The sequence below is a fragment of the Methylobacterium sp. J-076 genome, assembly GCF_022829405.1.
In the GTDB taxonomy this organism is placed as follows: Bacteria; Pseudomonadota; Alphaproteobacteria; order Rhizobiales; family Beijerinckiaceae; genus Methylobacterium.
Genome location: NZ_JAKSXW010000148.1, coordinates 43,739 through 62,065 on the forward strand (window position 1 = coordinate 43,739; position 18,327 = coordinate 62,065).

Annotated in this window: 12 protein-coding genes and 2 pseudogenes; 8 read left to right on the top strand and 6 right to left on the bottom strand. The window is 63.7% G+C overall.

Features of this window, described 5'->3' with window-relative positions; genetic code table 11:
- Positions 1-118: 118 nt before the first annotated feature.
- The gene (locus MKK53_RS21985; RefSeq protein ID WP_243930901.1) at positions 119-982 is read left to right on the top strand and encodes a hypothetical protein; all 864 of its coding nucleotides are present in this window, start codon (positions 119-121) and stop codon (positions 980-982) included.
- 510 nt (positions 983-1,492) lie between these two features.
- Here MKK53_RS21985 and MKK53_RS21990 read toward each other — a convergent pair.
- Positions 1,493-2,407 carry a hypothetical protein gene (locus MKK53_RS21990; protein ID WP_243930902.1) on the bottom strand — a complete coding sequence of 305 codons (915 nt, stop codon included), beginning with the start codon at positions 2,405-2,407 and terminating at the stop codon, positions 1,493-1,495.
- Between the two features lie 655 nt (positions 2,408-3,062).
- On the opposite strand from MKK53_RS21990, the gene MKK53_RS21995 reads away from it, so the two are divergent.
- The 5 genes and pseudogenes from MKK53_RS21995 to MKK53_RS22015 all read left to right on the top strand — a co-directional run bounded on the left by MKK53_RS21995 (position 3,063) and on the right by MKK53_RS22015 (position 7,444).
- Positions 3,063-3,296 (top strand): hypothetical protein, encoded by a 234-nt coding sequence (locus MKK53_RS21995; RefSeq protein WP_243930903.1) that lies wholly within the window; start codon positions 3,063-3,065, stop codon positions 3,294-3,296.
- Positions 3,297-3,436: 140 nt separating this feature from the next.
- Positions 3,437-3,666: pseudogene (locus MKK53_RS22000) on the top strand (hypothetical protein); the annotation flags it as partial.
- A 24-nt stretch (positions 3,667-3,690) separates the two neighbouring features.
- Complete coding sequence (locus MKK53_RS22005; protein WP_243930904.1) at positions 3,691-4,773, top strand: catalase family protein; 1,083 nt, start codon at positions 3,691-3,693, stop codon at positions 4,771-4,773.
- 570 nt (positions 4,774-5,343) lie between these two features.
- Positions 5,344-6,086 (top strand): annotated as a pseudogene (locus tag MKK53_RS22010) (alpha/beta fold hydrolase).
- Positions 6,087-6,829: 743 nt separating this feature from the next.
- Positions 6,830-7,444 (top strand): DUF892 family protein, encoded by a 615-nt coding sequence (locus MKK53_RS22015; protein WP_243930905.1) that lies wholly within the window; start codon positions 6,830-6,832, stop codon positions 7,442-7,444.
- 418 nt (positions 7,445-7,862) lie between these two features.
- Here the strand turns inward: MKK53_RS22015 and MKK53_RS22020 are convergent, their stop codons facing one another.
- The 3 genes from MKK53_RS22020 to MKK53_RS22030 all read right to left on the bottom strand — a co-directional run bounded on the left by MKK53_RS22020 (position 7,863) and on the right by MKK53_RS22030 (position 12,681).
- Positions 7,863-10,577, bottom strand: coding sequence for a DNA polymerase (locus MKK53_RS22020; RefSeq protein WP_243930906.1), 2,715 nt, complete (start codon positions 10,575-10,577; stop codon positions 7,863-7,865).
- 85 nt (positions 10,578-10,662) lie between these two features.
- Positions 10,663-10,953, bottom strand: a complete 291-nt coding sequence (locus MKK53_RS22025) for a hypothetical protein (protein WP_243930907.1) — start codon at positions 10,951-10,953, stop codon at positions 10,663-10,665.
- Between the two features lie 711 nt (positions 10,954-11,664).
- A complete protein-coding gene (locus tag MKK53_RS22030; RefSeq protein ID WP_279599210.1) occupies positions 11,665-12,681 on the bottom strand; it encodes a fatty acid desaturase in 1,017 nt (338 codons plus the stop codon).
- A 578-nt stretch (positions 12,682-13,259) separates the two neighbouring features.
- Between MKK53_RS22030 and MKK53_RS22035 the strand changes: the two genes are divergently transcribed.
- Complete coding sequence (locus MKK53_RS22035) at positions 13,260-13,940, top strand: BA14K family protein (protein WP_243930909.1); 681 nt, start codon at positions 13,260-13,262, stop codon at positions 13,938-13,940.
- A 112-nt stretch (positions 13,941-14,052) separates the two neighbouring features.
- Here the strand turns inward: MKK53_RS22035 and MKK53_RS22040 are convergent, their stop codons facing one another.
- Together MKK53_RS22040 and MKK53_RS22045 are read right to left on the bottom strand one after the other, a co-directional pair.
- Complete coding sequence (locus MKK53_RS22040; RefSeq protein WP_243930910.1) at positions 14,053-15,216, bottom strand: mandelate racemase/muconate lactonizing enzyme family protein; 1,164 nt, start codon at positions 15,214-15,216, stop codon at positions 14,053-14,055.
- 226 nt (positions 15,217-15,442) lie between these two features.
- On the bottom strand, positions 15,443-17,146 hold the full coding sequence (locus MKK53_RS22045) for a porin (protein WP_409564394.1): 1,704 nt from the start codon (positions 17,144-17,146) through the stop codon (positions 15,443-15,445).
- A gap of 246 nt (positions 17,147-17,392) precedes the next feature.
- On the opposite strand from MKK53_RS22045, the gene MKK53_RS22050 reads away from it, so the two are divergent.
- Positions 17,393-18,325, top strand: a complete 933-nt coding sequence (locus MKK53_RS22050; RefSeq protein WP_243930911.1) for a glutathione S-transferase family protein — start codon at positions 17,393-17,395, stop codon at positions 18,323-18,325.
- The last annotated feature ends 2 nt before the right edge of the window (positions 18,326-18,327 follow it).

Genomic DNA, 18,327 nt, shown 5'->3' on the forward strand with positions numbered 1-18,327 from the left:
CGCGCCCCACCAGCGCTGGGGCTTCCTGGTCGCGGGATGACAGCAGTCGCTCCAGGGGAGGAGGAGGTGGCGTGCAGGGTAGCCTTGCCCATCTGATCCCCCAGGAAATGCGAGGAAGTTGATGATCCGCCTCTGGATCACAAGCACGGCCATCGGCACGCTTGCCGCCTGGTGCTTGGGCCTCGATCCATTCGCCCCCTACTTGTACGAGTTCATCATCCTCAGCGCGCTGGTGTTCGGCGCGGGCTTTCTCATCCTCGTGGCGGGTGTGCTTGGCAGCCCCATCCTCATGCTGTTGATCGTGGGCGCCCTCCCCTTGGCCATGGGTTACAGCGAGCGCATCCTGCAGCGGGAGATCAAACCCAGCGGTGCCTTCCACCGCTACGGCTCGGATGCACCCGTGGGTCTGCAGACCCGGATCGAAGGCTCACACCTGTATGGGCGGATCACCAATCGGCATGCCCGGGATTGGCTGCGCCTGGCCATGGTCCGATGCACGCCGGTGTTCGCGAACGGCACGCCCAGCCAGCGGGTGCAGGAGATCTCAGTCGGTGCTGGGGGATGGCTCGCCCCGGGTGAGGGGGTGGAGCAACCCTTGCTGAGCAGCTCTGGGATTCTCTGGGAGCCCGGCATGAGCATGCCTCTCACCACATGCAGGATCGGTTCCGCCGATTTCTACGCGGATCCCGAATTCAAACCCACATTCACCTACGCCAAGGACAGGGACAACCGCTACGTGTTCGAGGTCATCAACACGCGACGGGATGCCAATCTTAAACGGGTAGCTTTCTCCTGCTGGGTCCTGAACGCTGCGAGCGGCAGCCAGCCACACAAGCAGGATCTTCGGGTGATCCCTCTCTACGCGGACAGCACCAGCTACAGCGTGCTCCCGCAGCAACATGTTACTCTCTACAACACAGAGCTATTTGCGGGACGCAGTATTATGAGTTGTGCGATCAGGGAAGCCTCTTGGAGCCACTGAGGTCTAAGACTTATCAAACATAAGGGCTTGCACTGGTGGACGCAACGCATTCGAAGGTTCGTGGTTTTCGACAACACCATCAAACAGCGTAGCCCAATCAATTGTCAACCAACACACATTTTGCAAAATCATCGGCGCGCCACATGACTCCCGTACTGCCAATCCAGGACAATTTAATCTGCACGAACACGTCGTTGTTGATCTGTACTAACTTGGGGTCAGTTTGATTGTTGAGAAACTTGCACATGGTTTGTGTGGAACAGTTTCCAAAGCTTGTGCGAACAATTTCCAACTGCAGATCACCTCAAGCAGCCAGTCGTAAAACTCAGGCTCCTTGGGACCCGTCACAGCAAGGATTTGAGCATTGTCGGCCTGAAATGGCCAATTGTGTTCGGCAAATTGCGGGCTCAAAAATCTAAAACACGTATCCACAGCGACATCCTAAAACGGCTCATAATGTCATACTTGAAGAACAGCTAGTTAGTATTATGTATGTAAAAGTACTGACTACTACAACGCACGAACCACAAATCTCAATCTCTCAAACCCACCTCTCTTACACATCAACCACTCCACATACTCACGTATGTCCTCTTTATTCCACCAACTACGAACAAATCCCATACCCCCAATTGCATCACTATTTTCCTGGCTCTCGCCTTTGAAATCCCGTTCAATGCGGAATTTCAATGCGTACCGGATCACCCCTTTGATGTTCCTCACCACGCTCTGGTCGCGATCAAACGGCTTCAAGCTCACCTGATAGGGAGCGCCGTGTCCACGGGCTCTCAACGCATCAGCGAATTCCTGAGCGGTCACTTCACCCAACCCCACAATCCCGTGGAGATGCGGTCGCCACACCGTGCTCTCAAGGCGTTTCGCGAACAGCGGCCAACCCAACCCCTGCATGGCGATCCGCTTGTTCCGGCCAAATCCCTCCAGATCTCCGTACGAATCACGGTCCATCTCCCACCACCCCGTCAACTGAACATCGTTCCACCGCGGGTCGTGTCGGCGCTGGTAGGCAATCATGTTCTGAATTCGCCGCTTGGTCGCCTGGATGCCCGGGTCCACCGTGCCGAGGTCCAGCGTGGGCTCCAGAAGCAGCGTTAGGAACGCCAGCTGCTCATTGGGAACCCCGGCAAACGCCTGCCCCAGTGCACGGCCCGTCTCCTTGCCTCGACGACGCATGAAACAGCGTGGGCACAGCGGTATCCCGCACACCCGCATGTTGTTGCGGTTTTCGTCCATTTCTCCGCAACACGACATCCTCTCGTACAGCGGGTGCATCATCCCGATAGCCGATAGCACCTGCTCCCGCTGCGCCTGCATGCCCGGACTCAGCCAACGGATCTGACGCCGCTCCCATGGCTCGGACACTCGGATCAGCGCGGCACGAAATTCTCTCATCCTCTGATACGACATCAGGTGCTCCTCAGTTTCGCCTGAGGTATTTAGCCATGATCGATCTGGTCATTCACAGGGCGAAACCCGCCAACACTGTTGGCGGAAACACATGACCCGTCAGTCTTGCACGTGACGGGTCATACGCCGGTACAGATCAATTAATCGGACCACTAGTTATCGAAATCTGAAGCTTGACATTTGCCACGAAGAAATACTTGCGATCCGTCGCAAACCCTCGGAAGGTTCGCTTGGGGGCAGCTTGGAAGAAGACGCTCAACGTCCGGGTCGGGTGGTTTTCTGCCTTTCCGCTTCGGGGCGGCGAGTGCATGGAGGCGGACATCCCGGCGGGGACCGATCACGACCCTTTGCACAAGGTCGGAAGGTCCGCTTGCAGGCTACTCGGTATGGCATTCCCCGATGGCAGGGGCGGGTGAGAATGCGCGGCATCCTGACCGCCGGTGTGAAAATCTGAAACTTAAAATCAGCGGATGTCGTACCGCCTACAGACGACCCAAGAACGTTCGTGCCGAAGGCTCTGCTTAGGTACACTCTACCGCTTGGCCGAAAGGCAAATAACCATCAATTGACGAGATTTTATATATCGGAACAATGCCGGAAAATTTTTGTTGTGACGAGGGTTGAATATGGCATTCAGCACTACAGGAGATCTTGCATGAAGAAGTTCACATTCGCCCTCACCGCACTGACCGCCCTTGGCGGCATCGCATTCGTGACCGGTTCGGCCTCCGCCGCCCCGATGTCCGTCAACGGCCTCCAGTCCGAGAGCGGCGTCACCCAGGTCCGCATGATGCAGGGCGACCGGATGATGATGAAGAAGCGCATGATGCGGAAGCAAATGATGAAGCGCCGCATGATGAAGAAGCGGATGATGAACCGCGGTATGTGATTTCAAGCGCCTGACAGTCCCGGAGGTCCCGATGAAGGGATCTCCGCCCTGCAGGCCACGATTTCAAGGAAGACCGCTTGGCCCGAACCTATCTCACCCGATCAGCGCCAGAGACTGATTAGGTCGAGCGTCGCCGATGGATGTTCCGGCATCCCGTCGTCATCCGCATCACGCACTGGGTGAACGCGGTCTACCTCCTGGTCCTGCTGATGAGCGGCCTGCAAATCTTCAACGCCCACCCGGCCCTTTACTGGGACAGCGTCTCGACCTTCGACACGCCGCTGATGGCGATGTCCTCGACCGAGGCCGACCCGCCCAAGGGCGTGACGACGGTGTTCGTCACGGCTTCGACACGACGAGCTGGCTCGGCTCCCCGATCCCCGTGAGGAAGAACATGACCTACCTTCGATACGCACCCGACGTCGAGAAGCCCGATCCGGACGAGCAGAAGACGATTGATGGCATCATCAACGGCATGACGCAGCAATCGGAGACCGTCGAGGCACGCGAGCACCATGCCGTGCGTGCCAGCCATGCGAAGAGCTCTGCGTGCGTCACCGGCGAGTTGATGATTGCCGCCGGCCTGCCGCCCGAACTGGCCCAAGGGCTGTTCGCCACGCCCGGCACTCACCCCGTGGCGGTTCGCTTCGCTCAGGGGCCGGGCGAGACCCTGGGCGACCGGGTCTCGACCCACCGCGGCATGTCCATCAAGGTGTTCGACGTGCCCGGCGAGAAGCTGCCCGGCCACGCCGTCGACACCCAGGACTTCGTACTCGCGACGGGCACCACGTTTCCCTCGGGTACAGCGGCCGGCTTCCTGCGGGACGGCACCGTCATCGGGAAGTCCACGGGGTTGCCGGAAGGGGTGAAGAGCGCGGTCTCGTCGACGATGCGCAACCTCAATCGCGCGCTGCACGCCTTCGGGACGGAGAGCGCGCTGGCCGACTTCTTCGGCCATCCCTACAGCCACCCCCTCGCCGACAGCTACTTCAGCCAGGCGCCGGTCCGCTACGGCGATTACGTGGCCAAGCTCGGGGTCGTTCCGGCGACGGACAGCCAGCGTGCCCTATCCGAGTGGCGGCTCGATCCGCATCAGGACGAGGACGGCTTCCGCCATGCCACGGTCGCCTTCTTCCGCGACCACGAGGTGGTGTTCGAGTTGAGGGCCCAGATCTGGGCCGACGCCGAGAGCCAACCCATCGAGGATGCCTCGGTCGACTGGCCGGTCTCCATCAGCCCCTACCGTACGGTCGCGACGCTGCGGCTGCCCCGCCAGGATGCCTACAGCGCGGCCCGCGTGCGCTACTTCGACGAGGTGATGACCTTCCGTCCTGCCCATAGTCTCACGGCTCACCGGCCGCTTGGTTCCGTGATGCGCGCACGGCTTCGGGTCTACCAGGCGCTGAGCGATTTCCGCCACAGCAAGAATGGCGTGGCGTCCGAGGATACCGCGAGCATTGATCACGTTCCGGCCTAGGCGCGACATGACCGGCATCGGACAGCCAGGGGGGGCGACATGCTGATTGATGTCGCCCGGTCGCACGCCTGTGAGTTCGAGGGCCCCTCCGTCTCCGATTGAACCGACGATGCGGTGGTGTGCAACACGCACATCGACCGCGGCGGCGCCATCCTGACGTAGACGGTCGTGATCGAAGCTCTCAGGTTCCAGATCAGGGAGCCGATCGCAAAGAACTGAAGACGATGGTGAGAAGTTCCCGGGGGCTGGATGGCTCCGTGCCGTCAAGTCTCCGTCCGTCGACCGTTTGGAGCCGGCGTGATCGCACGGACCGCGCACGACGATGCTGGCTCGGCAAGCGCCAACCCGGCCATGGGTTCATGCTCTGATCACCTGTGCAGGTTCACCGAATGCCGCGGCGGGTCACTCGACCTCGATGCGTCCGATATGAGCGGCCCGCGGACCTGACTGGCATTCTCGGCCTGACGAAATCTGCCACGGACCAGTGTTCGTATTGCAGGGCGAAAATTGAAGGACAATGCCGTCATGTCCCTACATTTCGAACGCCTCGGCACCGGCCGGCCGCTACTGATGGTCCACGGGCTGGGGGCCAATCTCCGCACCTGGGATCCGCTCTTGAGCGCATTGCGCGCCTCGCGCGAACTGATCTTGGTCGACCTGCCGGGACATGGCAAATCGGCCCCGCTCGCGGGCCGGCAGACGGTGGAGGCTTATGCAGACGCCTTAGCCGGCTTTGTGCAGTCCCATGGCCTGACGACGGCGGACCTTGTCGGCAGTTCGGTGGGGGCCGGCTGGTGCTGGAGCTGGCGCGGCGGGGCATCGGTCGGCACTGCGTGGCGCTCGATCCCGGCGGTTTCTGGCGCGGGTGGGAAACGCGCTGGTTACACTGGACGCTCGCGGCATCGATACGCCTGGTGCGGCTGCTGCGGCCCTTCCATCCCGGCCTGTCGCGCCATGCCGTCACCCGTACGGTGTTGCTGGCCCAACTGTCGGCCCGTCCGTGGGTGCTACGACCGCAGCTTGTCGAAGAGGAGCTGCGGAGCCTGGCGGCCACACCGGTGTTCGATGCGATGCTGCGCGAGCTGGCACGCGGACCGTTGCAGCAGGGCTCGGCAAAGACGCCTAGCCGGGTCACCATCGGCTGGGGCCGCCAGGACCACCTGCTGCTGCCACGCCAGGCTGCACGCGCCCAGGTAGCCTTCCCGTCGGCCCGGCTGCACTGGTTCGAACGCTGCAGCCACTTCCCGCATTGGGATCAGCCTGCCGAGACGGCGCGCGTGATCCTTGAAACGGTCGGGGAGGATGCGCCTTGAAAGGGCTTCTTGCACCCCAGAGCCTGCGGTCATCCCCGGATCGTCAAGCATATCGGCCGAACTTGCCGCATCCGCTCGGGATCCGGTCCATGATCCGCTCTTTAATCGCCGCGGAAATGAAGCAGCGCTTCAAAGCCAACCTAGAGCGCGGCATTCCGAGGCTGCGCTGATCGCGCTGACCTGCTCTGGTTGCGCTTCACATGGCCCATCCCGCGAACGACCGCTTTAATTAGCCTTGCCGTTTCCAGGCTCGACAACGGACCATCTGAACTCGCGCTCCGGGCATTCCCCATGTGTCCCAAAGGGGATCGGCTACCGAACGTTTCCGCCCACGACCGACTCGGTAATTCGGAAGGTCTGCTTTCGGGCAAACTGTACGATCCCGAGCGACCGGGTCCGACGGAAAGCTGCCTGACAGATGTGAAATGAGCAGTTGAAAATACAGACATCGCTGGCGAGCAAGCGCTTCAAGCCGTGTGGATTGTGTGGCGGGCATGTCCTGGCCATCACACAGGTGGGTTTTCGGGTGTTTCTTGAGCGACCGCCGAAACCGCGTGTCGGCGCCCCAGTTCCAGTCGGCGCCCGTAGATACCTGCCGCCTGCAGAAGGCCGAGACGGATCTTGAGGCCGACCCGGGCGCTTACTGCGTTGGATACCGCAGTCGATCGCATCAACCGAACGACGAGGGCGGCCAGAGTTGCCAGACAGACTCTGAGCTCAAGACGGCGAACACGAGGTGAGGAATGATGTCAGGGAACCGGCGACTTTTCGAGGAAGGGTTAAACCTTCTCCACGGAGCGCATCGGCAGGGGGCGGCGCAGGCGACGCGCAACAACAAGACGGCGACGCTGCCGAAGCTGAAACAGATGCTGGAGGCCGGATCGAAACAGAACATCGTTCAGCTAGAGCGGTTGGACGAGGTTTTCGACTCGATCGGCGTCAGGCCCGACCCCAGAAACGATCCCGCCATGCAGGGCATCTGCGATCTCAACGAAGCGGAAATAGCCAAGCATGGGGATGCCGCCGACCGCGACCTCATCAACATCGAGTACGGTCAAGTCGCGGCGCATTTCTACATCGCCCGGTATGGCACGCTGCGGAGGGCCGCACACGCGCTCGGACATGCCAAAGCCGTCAAGCTCTTGGATCGCACGCTCGTCGAGACCCGCGCGATTGATCGCGCCTTCACGCAGCTTTACGATCACCTGCTGTCACGCCGCACTTCGTCACGCTACCCGGGCGAGACTGCGCTAGCGACCACGGCGGCCATGCACCCCGGCCTCACGGTCGGGTTGGCGCTTGGCGGTGTCTTGGCCGCGGCCGCGCTCGTGAAAGCGGGGCGATCCAAGCGACGCTGAAGGACGGGTGGACGAGGCGCGGCTCCCACGGCGGGCCTGCCGGCAACCAAGGTCCGCCCCAGCGTGCGCGTCGCCGTCCCCTCCAGTGCCTGGCCTCGACCGTGACGGTGGGCCTAAGCATCGCGGCCACCCTCGCGGCCCTGGCCGTCGCCTTGATCGGTGACACGCACCTGCTGCCGACCGGGTTCACCCCTAGCCGCGCAAGGTCGAACGTCCGCTTTATGGCCGCCGATCAACTTCCGTTCGCCACCCCGAGCCGAAGTTGCCGGAGGCCTGACGAACGGCTGCTTTGGAGAAATGCCGATGGCGGTCCGGGCGGCTGGGTTGGGTCGGGGGCGGAACGTCCGCTTCAGCGCAAAGTTCAGTGCCCGTACTCAGCCCGTTGCAGACCTCAAAGGAGCGCGAGCAACAGACTCAACTACGAGAATAGCGATTGCGCCTCCGCTAGGTGATCCGGATGCATGGCCTGGTCCAGATTGAAAATGGGATATTGTTCTAGAATAGCCCTGAGGAGCCGTGCCACATCCTCGTTCAAGTAGACCGTTTGCGGAGCCAGCTTGGCCGTGCTGCGCTTGGCGTTCTTGAGATCATCCACACAGGCATCGGGAAAGCCAATCGTAACGAGCCAGTGAGAGATCTCCCCGTACGTGCTGCGAAGGCCCGTGGTGGGGTCAACCAGGCTCAGCCCCCATTCCCCTCGAACCAGAGCCCTCAGGAACTGTCGATAGAGGTGTCCCAGAGGGCCATCGCCACGCAACCCCACGCCAGCCGCACGCACGGGCACTGACATGGTGTGGTAAGCCTGCCAGGCCAAAAAATCAGGCAGCGTCTTCAGCAACCTGCCCGGCACATATGCCTCGTCCTCGGGCCTACCCTGACCGCGACTCCACGACTTGAAGCGAACGATGGCTTCTCGTGCCTCCTCAACGTTGCGCCATGGCACGCTGTCAAAAGCCAAGTGCATTCGGCCCTGTACGGCACGCTCAACCGGCTTCACAGGTCGTCGCTTGAAATCGTACTCCAGACTCAACCGAGGGTTCTTTGTCACCCCAACGAGATCGCTCTCAGTATGCCACTGCTCCTGCAGAGAGATCAGTGACGTTTGAATGTGCTGCTGTCCGGGAGTTCGATTCAGGAACAGTCGCAACATGTAGTCGTTATGCTGGTCACGTGGCGCATTGGGTTTCACGCCGGCCTTGGCCAGAACCGGCTTAGGTTTTCCAGGAAGAAACTCACATGTAACCTGGCCCCGGGTCCTCATGGATATCACCTGACCCACAACGTGTTTTTCTACGAGGATATCCTTGGGTCCCAGCGGACTGCCATTGTCATTCGGGAACAGACGCTCGCGTACATCTCGAAAAATCCTATAAAGTGCACCGTCAAGACGCAGTTCCTCAAGAGGTGCATCTGTTAGGAACCCATCCGTAGTCGCGCTGACAACGGTCCGGTCCTTGGGCACCCCGGCCAGGATCTCACCCAGCAGGGCTCGCACGAAACCGCTCACAAAGGCCGCAAACCACGGCGAAGTGATCACCGAGGGCGGCATCGTATCCATTCGCCCCAAACGCGGATCGAAAGCTCGTTTAGGGTGCACTCCCTGTGCTGTTTTCCCGTACAGACTGTTGCCGATCTCCTTCAGTAGGAGACCCCTCATCGAGTCGTTCCCAGCCTCACGTCGTTGGGTTTGAATGCGATGCGTGAAGCTTTCGAAAATCGGGATGTTCGAGGCCCATGGGATGATCACCCCAAGAAGGATATCCAGCTGGGCTCCCTGATTCTTGGCAGCAGAGATTTCCGGTGCCGTGCAAACGCTCACGCCCTCTAGCGGAAACAGCAGTCCGCTGTCGTTTCGAACCGGCAGGCTTGGATGCCGAGTACCTGGCGGAAACGCGAACCGCACCTGCGCTACCCCCATCACGTCGGGTTCGTAATCTACGAGGCGTTGCGACATGTAGGCGTTGGCATAATCCAGCGGTTTCAACAGACACATCGCGGTAGTGTAAGCGCCAGGAAGATCTAAATCGTAGAACATACCGGTTTCAGTTGGTCCGAATGTGTATGCCTCATTCCGACCGCCGTGATATCCTAACGCTGCAAGTTCGTCGAAGACCTGGCGAGAGAAATGGGACTGTCGCTCGACCCTGGTGCGTAGTTTACCAGTCACAGCACTGTAGACGGTTTGCTTGACAGTTTCAAAACTGAAGGCTTGTTCCATTGAAAGGCCGGTTCCCTGTATTTCCTGTCGAGCAATCGCGACAGCAAAGCCTGCCAGAGAAGAAGGCAAACGCTTGAGCCCCATCTCGTCAGCGATCCACTGAAGCTCCAGACCGTAGTTCAGCGCGATCCGGGCATCCTGAAGTGCGTAGGCTTCGAACTCTTTACGGTCACCCGCGAGCAACTCATCCATTCGATCGATGCGATAACCATCAGGCAACACACCTTTTTTCGAACCGATTAGCTTGGCTGCGGTGTCCAAGCTCCCTCGACCTGGTGTGAGAAGCATCGTGTCGACGAAGCGCACGGACACGCGTCGAGGAGCACGCCCTCGACCACCTGCCCATAGGCTCATGGAGCTTCGACGACCTTCACCGCTCTTTCGCTTGGAAGGCTCAGCGTCTTCCGGCGCTAGGTCGAGATCATAGCGCACCGAAGCCGCCGTGAAGGTTCGCCCGAAGCCATCGAACTCTCGCTTGCGTGGCCAGAAGTTGTCGAACGCAGTGATGTCCGCGCGCAGGAAGTGGCAAAACACCGTAATCCGGTTGGGCCAGTCCGGAAGCACGCCTTCCTTGATCGCTTTCCGGATACCCAGCTCCAGCAAACGCTCCAGTGTCAGTCTGTGCCGTCGCGTTTTACCGTTGGTGTAGCGGATCAGTTCAATTCGCTGACCATTGTGATCGAGCACCAGCTGGTAGCTGAGGATCTGGTTGTAGGGCTTACCACTGACGGCATCGACCCGGGTGACCCATTCCGCATCAATCCCGCAGGCGATGTGAATGGGTGGCGCGATGAAGGGTTTCGATGAAGCCCGGAGGCGCGTCTTGAGGGATGAGCGACCGCCGGGTGGTGTAGCAGTGTCTATGTCCCCAACGGAAGTTTTACGCCGAGCAGTTTTCTCTTTGATTTCAGTCATTTGCTTGATCCCGAACACTAACTTCGAGCGCATCACGGCAAAAAAGAAGGGGCCCAGTTTGGGCCCCTTCCATAGTGCTGGCGGCTTAGTCGAAGTCAGCGATGGCCCAGGCCGGCACAACAACCGGTCGCCCGGCGCCGTACTGGGATACAGCACGGTTGAGCTCGAACAGTACAAGCTCGGGCTTGTCAGCATATTCGCCTCCAATATCGGAGGGATCAATCACTGCGACAAGTCGATTGTCGCCGTGACCGCCAACGTAGACAAGACCATCCTGTCCCTGCTTCGTAGATGCGATGGCTGAGATCTTGAAACCAGGCCCTGCGCCGTTGTTGACGGCCAGAAACGGGTCGTTTTTCGTATTCTTAGTTGTCATCTTTTGTCCTTTACCAAATCGACGGCTGCAAGAACCAACGGGCAAAAGACGAGAGGAAGCACGTCGAGATAAAGTACACCCAAGTGGTCCGCCTCGTGCAAATGCACGTCAGGCGCATTCAGGTTTTAACGGCAAGGAACATCGACTTGGGATCAGACACAGCTTCGCCCCCGCCGACGTGCCAATGCACGTCAAAATCGAAAAACCATCCAAGACCTGAGTCCTGCGACGGTCAATCGATTGCGGGGGCTCTATGACGGAGATATACCTAAGCTGTACTTAGATAAGCGCCGTCACTTCAGAGACACTGCAACCCAAATGCATAATGAAGGTAGACCAAGTGCAAACGGAGAGTCAACTCACTTGCAGCCAAAAAATTCAGTCATGAATCGTTGAATGTCGAATTAGCGCACCGCTAGCGCAGCTTCACTGTCGAGCCTTTGCTATCAAGCACTTAGCTGCGCACCAGCTCAGATCATAATCCTTGAGTCGGCGGTTCAAATCCGTCCCTCGCTACCAAATCTTTGCAACCCCGCTAATCGCTTAGCGGGGTTTTTCGTGTGCGGGGCCCCGCCCTCGGCCCCCTGACGGGGCCAGGGTGGTGGGCCGCCTACCGGGCGAGGGTGGTGCGAGGGATCGCGCGGCCTGGCACCCCGTTGCGGGGCGGCCTCGGCATCTGGGTCGCGGGGCCGACTTCTCAGGAAGCCTTCGTCAGGCCGGCCGGAGCTGCCGCAGCCGCGCGAAGCCGATCAGCTTGCGCGCGTCCTCGTCCCAGAGGGCGAGGCCGAGGCAGCGCAGGCTGTCGCGCAGGGTCAGCCGGCCGACCTGTCCGAGCATCTCGTGGCCGTCGAGGCATTCCTGCAGCCGGTAATTGGGGATGCGGCTGTTCAGGTGATGGACGTGATGCAGGCCGACATTGCCGGTGAACCATTGCAGCACCCGCGGCAGGACATAGTAGGAGCTGCCGCCGAGCGCGGCCCGGTGGAAGTCCCAGGTCTCGCCATCCTCCCACACGGTCTCCTCGTACTGATGCTGGACGTAGAACAGCCAGCCGCCGATCCAGGCCGCCACGCTGACCGTCGGCAGGGCCACCCAGAGCACCGGCCCGATCCCGCCGGCCGCGAAGGCGAGCGCCCCCAGGAGGGCGGCCAGGGCCAGGTCGAGGGCGAGCACGTCCCGCCACGCCGTCCGCCACGGCAGGCCCACGCCGAAGGGCATCCGCTGCAGCACGAGGAAGTTGAGCGGGGATCCGAGGACGATCAGGACGAGGGGGTTGCGGTAGAGGCGGTAGCGCAGCCGGCCCCAGGGTGAGAGGGCGAGGTACTCCCGCACGGTGAGGGTGTGGACATCCCCCGTACCCCGGCGGCTCAGGTCCCCCGTCGAGGCGTGGTGGAGGGCATGCGCCCGCTTCCAGCTGTCGTAGGGCGTCACCGTCAGCAGGCTGAGGGCGCGGCCGAGCCGGTCGTTGGCGGCGCGCGAGGGCAGGAACGAGCCGTGCCCGCAATCGTGCTGGATGATGAAGAGCCTGACCAGAAGGCCACCGGCCGGCACGACGAGGGGCAGGACGAGCACGCCGTGGCCGCTCACGGAACCCCACAGCATCAGGCCGCAGAGCGCCAGATACGGAAGCACGGTGTTCGCCAACTGCCGAAGGGCGAGCCGGGGGACGGGATCGCGGAAGGTGGCGCAGTGGCGCACGACCTCGCGGGTGAGCGCCGCCACCTCCATCCGGGCGGACCCGTCTTCGCCCCGACAGGTCGAGACCGGGTGTGATGCGTCATGTGTCACGGTTGGCTGGCAATCCTGTTGGGCGGTCGTGATCGAGGGCGGCCCGCACGGGGACGCAGCCGCGGCACCTCGGCGATGGTCGGCTGCGGCACTTCGCACGCAGACTGGAATGAAGGGTGGAACGATTGCCCGGCGAAACTCGAAATCCGGCGAGAATAGCCTTCTAACGCGTTCATTGCCGGTATGTTCATCGGGAATGACTATAGCATATGATAGAATTGCGGCCAAATATTCAGAACTGATCTCGTTGGCCACCGCGGCGGTTGGTCGCCTGACTCTCAGCCGGATCCGGCCGGGGGGACTGCCACCGGCCGGGTACGGGCGAGCCCGGCGACGGGTGATCCGATGCGGGCGATGTCGGCGGCGTCCGAAGCGAACTGCGCCGCATCGCGGCGGCCTGTCCGGCTCCGTTTTCAAATAAGGACATCATGTAGCATGCACATCCGAGCCGACGACGCGTTGTCGATACAGATGGAATAGTGATTCCTGATCGGTAGGACATAATGACGAAAACGATCATGACGACCGCGGCGGTGCTGAGTGCGCTGGTGATACTTCCGGCGACGGCCGATGCCCGCGGCGGCTTCGGCGGCGGCGGGTTCCACGGCGGCGGCTTCGGTGGAGGCGGCTTCGGTGGAGGCGGCTTCCGGGGCGGTGGGTTCGGCGGTGGCGGGTTCCGGGGCGGTGTCGCCGGGCGCGGCTTCGGTGGCGGCGGCCTTGCGGGCGGCGGCATCGGCGGACGGGGTGGCTTCGGCGGTGGCGGGTTCCGCAGCGCGGGCTTTGCCGGCAACCGGGGGTTCGGTGCTCGGAGCTACGGCTATGGTCGCGGCTACGGCCGGGGTTACGGCAGGGGCTACGGCTACGGCGGCCTCGGTCTGGGGCTGGGCGTCGGGCTCGGCTTGGCCGGCGCCGGCTTGGGCTATGGCTTAGGCGGCTACGACGATGGCTACTACGGCGGTGGCTACGGCGGGTACGGTGGCGGCTACGCCCCGGCCGGCTACGGTGGTTACGGTGCCGGCTACGGCGGGTATGGGGGTGGCTACGCCCCCGCCGGCTACGGGCAGGGTTACGGTGACGTCGAGACGGAGGTCGCCCCGTCGGGTGGCTCGGTCGGCTACTGCGTCCAGCGTTTCCGGTCGTATGACCGCCGGAGCGGCACGTATCTTGGCAACGACGGGCGGCGCCATTCCTGCCCGTAACGACCGCTTCCGCGTCTGACGCACCGATGGAACGGCGAGGGCCCCCGGCCGCAAGGCTCATGGGGGCCCTCGCCCTGTTTCGTCGCGGCCGGGGCCTTGCCGGTCACGTCCGTCACTCGGCCAATTCGCGCATGACCTTGATGAGGTCGGACTTGCCCTCAAATCCGATGCCCGGCAGCTCCGGCATCACGATGTGGCCGTCCTCCACCTTCACCCCGTCCGGGAAGCCGCCGTAGGGCTGGAACAGGTCCGGATAGCTCTCATTGCCGCCGAGACCGAGGCCCGCCGCGATGTTGAGCGACATCTGGTGGCCGCCATGCGGGATGCAGCGGGAGGGCGACCACCCGAACCGGTGCAGCACGTCGAGGGTGCGCAGGTACTCCACCAGCCCGTAGGACAGGACACAGTCGAACTGCAGCCAGTCCCGGTCCGGACGCATGCCGCCGTAGCGCAGGAGGTTGCGCGCGTCCTGGTGCGAGAACAGGTTCTCGCCGGTGGCCATCGGGCCGGGGTAATACTCCGACAGGGCCGCCTGAAGGGCGTAGTCCAGGGGGTCGCCGACCTCTTCGTACCAGAATAGCGGGTATTGCCTCAGCATCTTGGCGTAGGCGATGCCCTGTTCCAAGGCGAACCGCCCGTTCGCATCGACCGCGAGCTGCGCCTGCGAGCCGATCTCCGCCAGCACGGCCTCGATGCGGCGGCGGTCCTCATCGATCGGCGCGCCGCCGATCTTCATCTTCACGACGGTGTAGCCGCGGTCGAGGTAGCCGCGCATCTCGGCGCGCAGCGCCGTGTCGTCCTTGCCGGGGTAGTAGTAGCCCCCGGCGGCGTAGACGAACACGCGGGGGTCGGCGGCGACGCCCTTCCGCTCGGCGAGAATCCGGAACAGCGGCTGGCCCGCGATCTTGGCCGTGGCGTCCCAGATCGCCATGTCGAGGGTGCCCACCGCCACCGAGCGCTCGCCGTGGCCGCCGGGCTTCTCGTTGGTCATCATGGCGTCCCACAGGGCGTGGGGGTCGAGGTTGTCGCCGGCCTCGTTCAGGACGCTCTTCGGGTCGGCCTCCAGAAGGCGGTTCCTGAACCGCTCCCGGATCAGACCGCCCTGGCCGTAGCGGCCGTTCGAGTTGAAGCCGTAGCCGACCACCCGGCGCCCGTCCCGCTCCACGTCCGTGACCACCGCCACGAGGCTCGCGGTCATCTTGGAGAAATCGATGTAGGCGTTGCGGATCGGGGACGAGATCGGCTTGGTGACCTCGCAGACGTCGACGATGCGCATGGGGCTCTCCTTCGGTGCGATGGCGCCATCGGCCGGTGCAAGCGGCGTGGCGTCCGCATTCGTCGAAGGAGTCAACTCTCGAGGGGCGTGTCGGGGGGCGTTCGATACGCGAGAATCGAGCGGGACACGATCGAACGATGGGGCTGGCTTCGAGAGATCGGCCCCTGCCGGAGCGTCACGCCACCCGCCTTCGGCCCGGTGACGGGAGCGCGGCGGGGGGCCTGGCTCAGAAATCCCGCTGCACCCGTGCGCGCACCTGGATCGCATCGACTTTGTCGGCGGTCGCGACCGGGTTGGCGGGGTTGTTGACGAAGGCCGGGCCCTGGCTCGGGAACCGGCCCAGGTCGAGGATGCGGCCGCTCGACGGTCCGTAGCGCGTGTAGATCGCCTCGACGCCGATATCGAATTCCTTCACCGGCGACCAGATCAGGTTGGCGCCGACGACGAAGCGGTAGCTGTCGCGCAGCACTTGGCTCAGGTCGAAGAAACGGGTGCCGGGGGTGCCCGGCCCCGTGCCGGTCAGGGCGAAGAAGGCGCCCTGCGCCTCGCGCGCCCCGCGGGCGAAGGTCAGGGCGCCGTAGGAGCCGAAGACCGCGGAACGGACCGCGGGCGTCCAGTAATGCAGCAACGCCGCGGTGACCGAGACGCTCGTCGTCAGTTCGAGGCGGTTGGTGAACGGGTTGATCACGCCGTCGTTGAAGAACTGCGAGAAGGCCGCGCCCTGCACGGCGGAGGCCGCCTGGGCCCAGGGGCCGTTATAGGCGGGCAGGCCGGTATAGAGCGCCGTGCCCTCGCCGTAGGCCGCCTGCAGGTACAGGGTGTCGCCGGCCGCGATGAAGGGCAGGTTGACCTTCAGGCCCCCCTGCACGGCCCAGCCGATGGCCGAGGACGGCGCGCGCGGGGTCCGGTTGTTGGCAAGCGTGACGGGGCTTCCCCGATGCGTCCCGGAGAACCCGGCGCTGTCCATCAGGCCGTGGTTGACCTCGTGCAGGGCACCGGAGAGCTGCGCCGACCCCCAGGGCTGATCGTAGCGCAGCACGCCGACCATGTCGGGCATGCGGTTGCGCTGGATCGTGTCGACGAAGCCCAGGCCGCTCGGTCGGCCGTCGGCATCGTAGCCGACGAAGATGGGCGTCACCGGGTTCGTTTGCGCGAAGACCAGGGAGCCGGAATCGACCACCGCCCGGGGGACGGCGTTCTGGGCCGAGTAGACCGGCGTGTGGCGGAAGGACGGGTCCTCCAGCGACAGGGTCGCGGCGAACCCCTGCCCGAACGTCGCGGTGTAGGCCGCGAGATTGGTCGAGGCGATATCCGAGCCGAGCGAGGCGACGACGAACTCGAAGTCGTGGGCGTAGAAGTCGAAGAACGACGAGGCGCGTCCGGCGGTGAGCCCGGCGAACTGGACGAAGGCCTTGTCGAGGGTCAACTGCTGCTGGACGCGCCCGAAGCCGTCGAGGCCCGTGGCCGGGAAGGCGCCCCCGATGCGGTTCAGCGCACCGGCATGCATGGTGGCGAAACCGGTCCGGCTCCCGGTATCGAGCCGGATGAAGGATCGCAGGGCGCCGTAGGCCGTCTGGGTGCGGGCATCGAGGTTGATCCGCGCCCGGCCCTGGAAGCCGCTGTAATCCCCCGGCGTGGTGCCCGCATTGTTGCCGGTCCGGCTCAGGGAGGGCTGGTAGGCGTATTCGAACCGCGTGCGGCCGGAGAGGCGCAGGCAGGTGTCGGTGCCGGGGATGAAGAAGAAGGCTTGGCCATACGCGGAGCAGACCCGCAGGCTCTCGGCGAGGGGCATCTTCCGCCGGTCGGGGAGCTCGGCCGCCTCCGCGGGAAGGCTCAGCAACCCCGCCACACCCGCCAGCAAGCCCCTGGTTCCGCGCTTCGTGCGATCTCCAGGATGTCCCACACGCCGCGCGCGTACGAAGCCGATCATTGCACCGTCCATCTGTTCGCCTTGGATTCAGGACGGCTCGCGGGGCCGGAACAATCCCGGGGCGCTTGGCGAATCCCGTTGGTGGTGCGGACCGACCACTGTCGCGATCCGTGCCGGGCGGGGCCTCGCGCGGGTCGCCGTCCCGGCGAGGAGAAGGCGGTCGCCCTCCGGCGGGCGACGTGCGCCGTCGTGCAGCTTGGGCGGGAGCCGCCCTAGTTGTAGGGCCGGTCATTCCACGGGAACCGCATGTCCTCGCCCCGCCTCATCCTCCACCACTATGCCTCCTCCCCCTATGCGGAGAAGGTTCGCCTCGCCCTCGGACTGAAGGGGCTCGACTGGGAGTCGGTCGAGGTGGCCGCCCTTCCCCCGCGGCCGCTGCTCGGCGCGCTGACGGGCGGGTACAGGCGGATTCCCGTCCTCCAGATCGGCGCGGACGTTTTCTGCGACACGCACGCGATCCTGGCGGTCCTCGAACGCCTGCACCCCGCGCCGAGCCTGTACCCGGACCTCACCGCCGGCCTCGCCAAGGCCCTGAGCTTCGGGTTCGAGCGGGACATCTGGCTCGCCGCCATCGGCGTGCGGGTGCATTTTGCCGGCGATGGACCCGCCGAGTTCCTGCGCGACCGCCGGGAGGATTACCTCTACGTCGACATCAGCCAGGCGGCGATGGAGCCCGCCTATCCCCGCAACGCCCAGCGTGTCGCCGCCTGGGTGGCATGGCTGGCCGAGGCGCTGGCGGACGGGCGGCCGTTCCTCGGCGGCGCCCACGCGGGCGCCGCGGACCTCAGCCACTTCCATCCCCTCTGGCTCATGCGCCACGGGCCGCAGGCGGACGCGGTCGATCGCGCGCTGGGTCTCGCGCCGGTGCTCGGCTGGTACGGACGGGTCGCGGCCCTGGGCCATGGCCGGAAGCGGGACCTCGCGGCGGAGGAGGCCCTCGCCGTGGCGAGGGACGCCGCGCCCGAGCCCATCGCGCGGGCGAACGCCGTGCCCGGCCTGATCGCCGCCGCGCCGGGCGACCGGGTGACGTTGACGCCGGACGACTTCGCCCGCATCCCCGTGGAGGGCACCCTCGTCGCCATCGACCATGAGCGGATCGTCGTCCGCCGCGACGATCCGGACCTCGGCGCGCTGCACCTTCACTTCCCCCGGGCCGGGTTCGAGGTGCGGGGCGCCTGAGC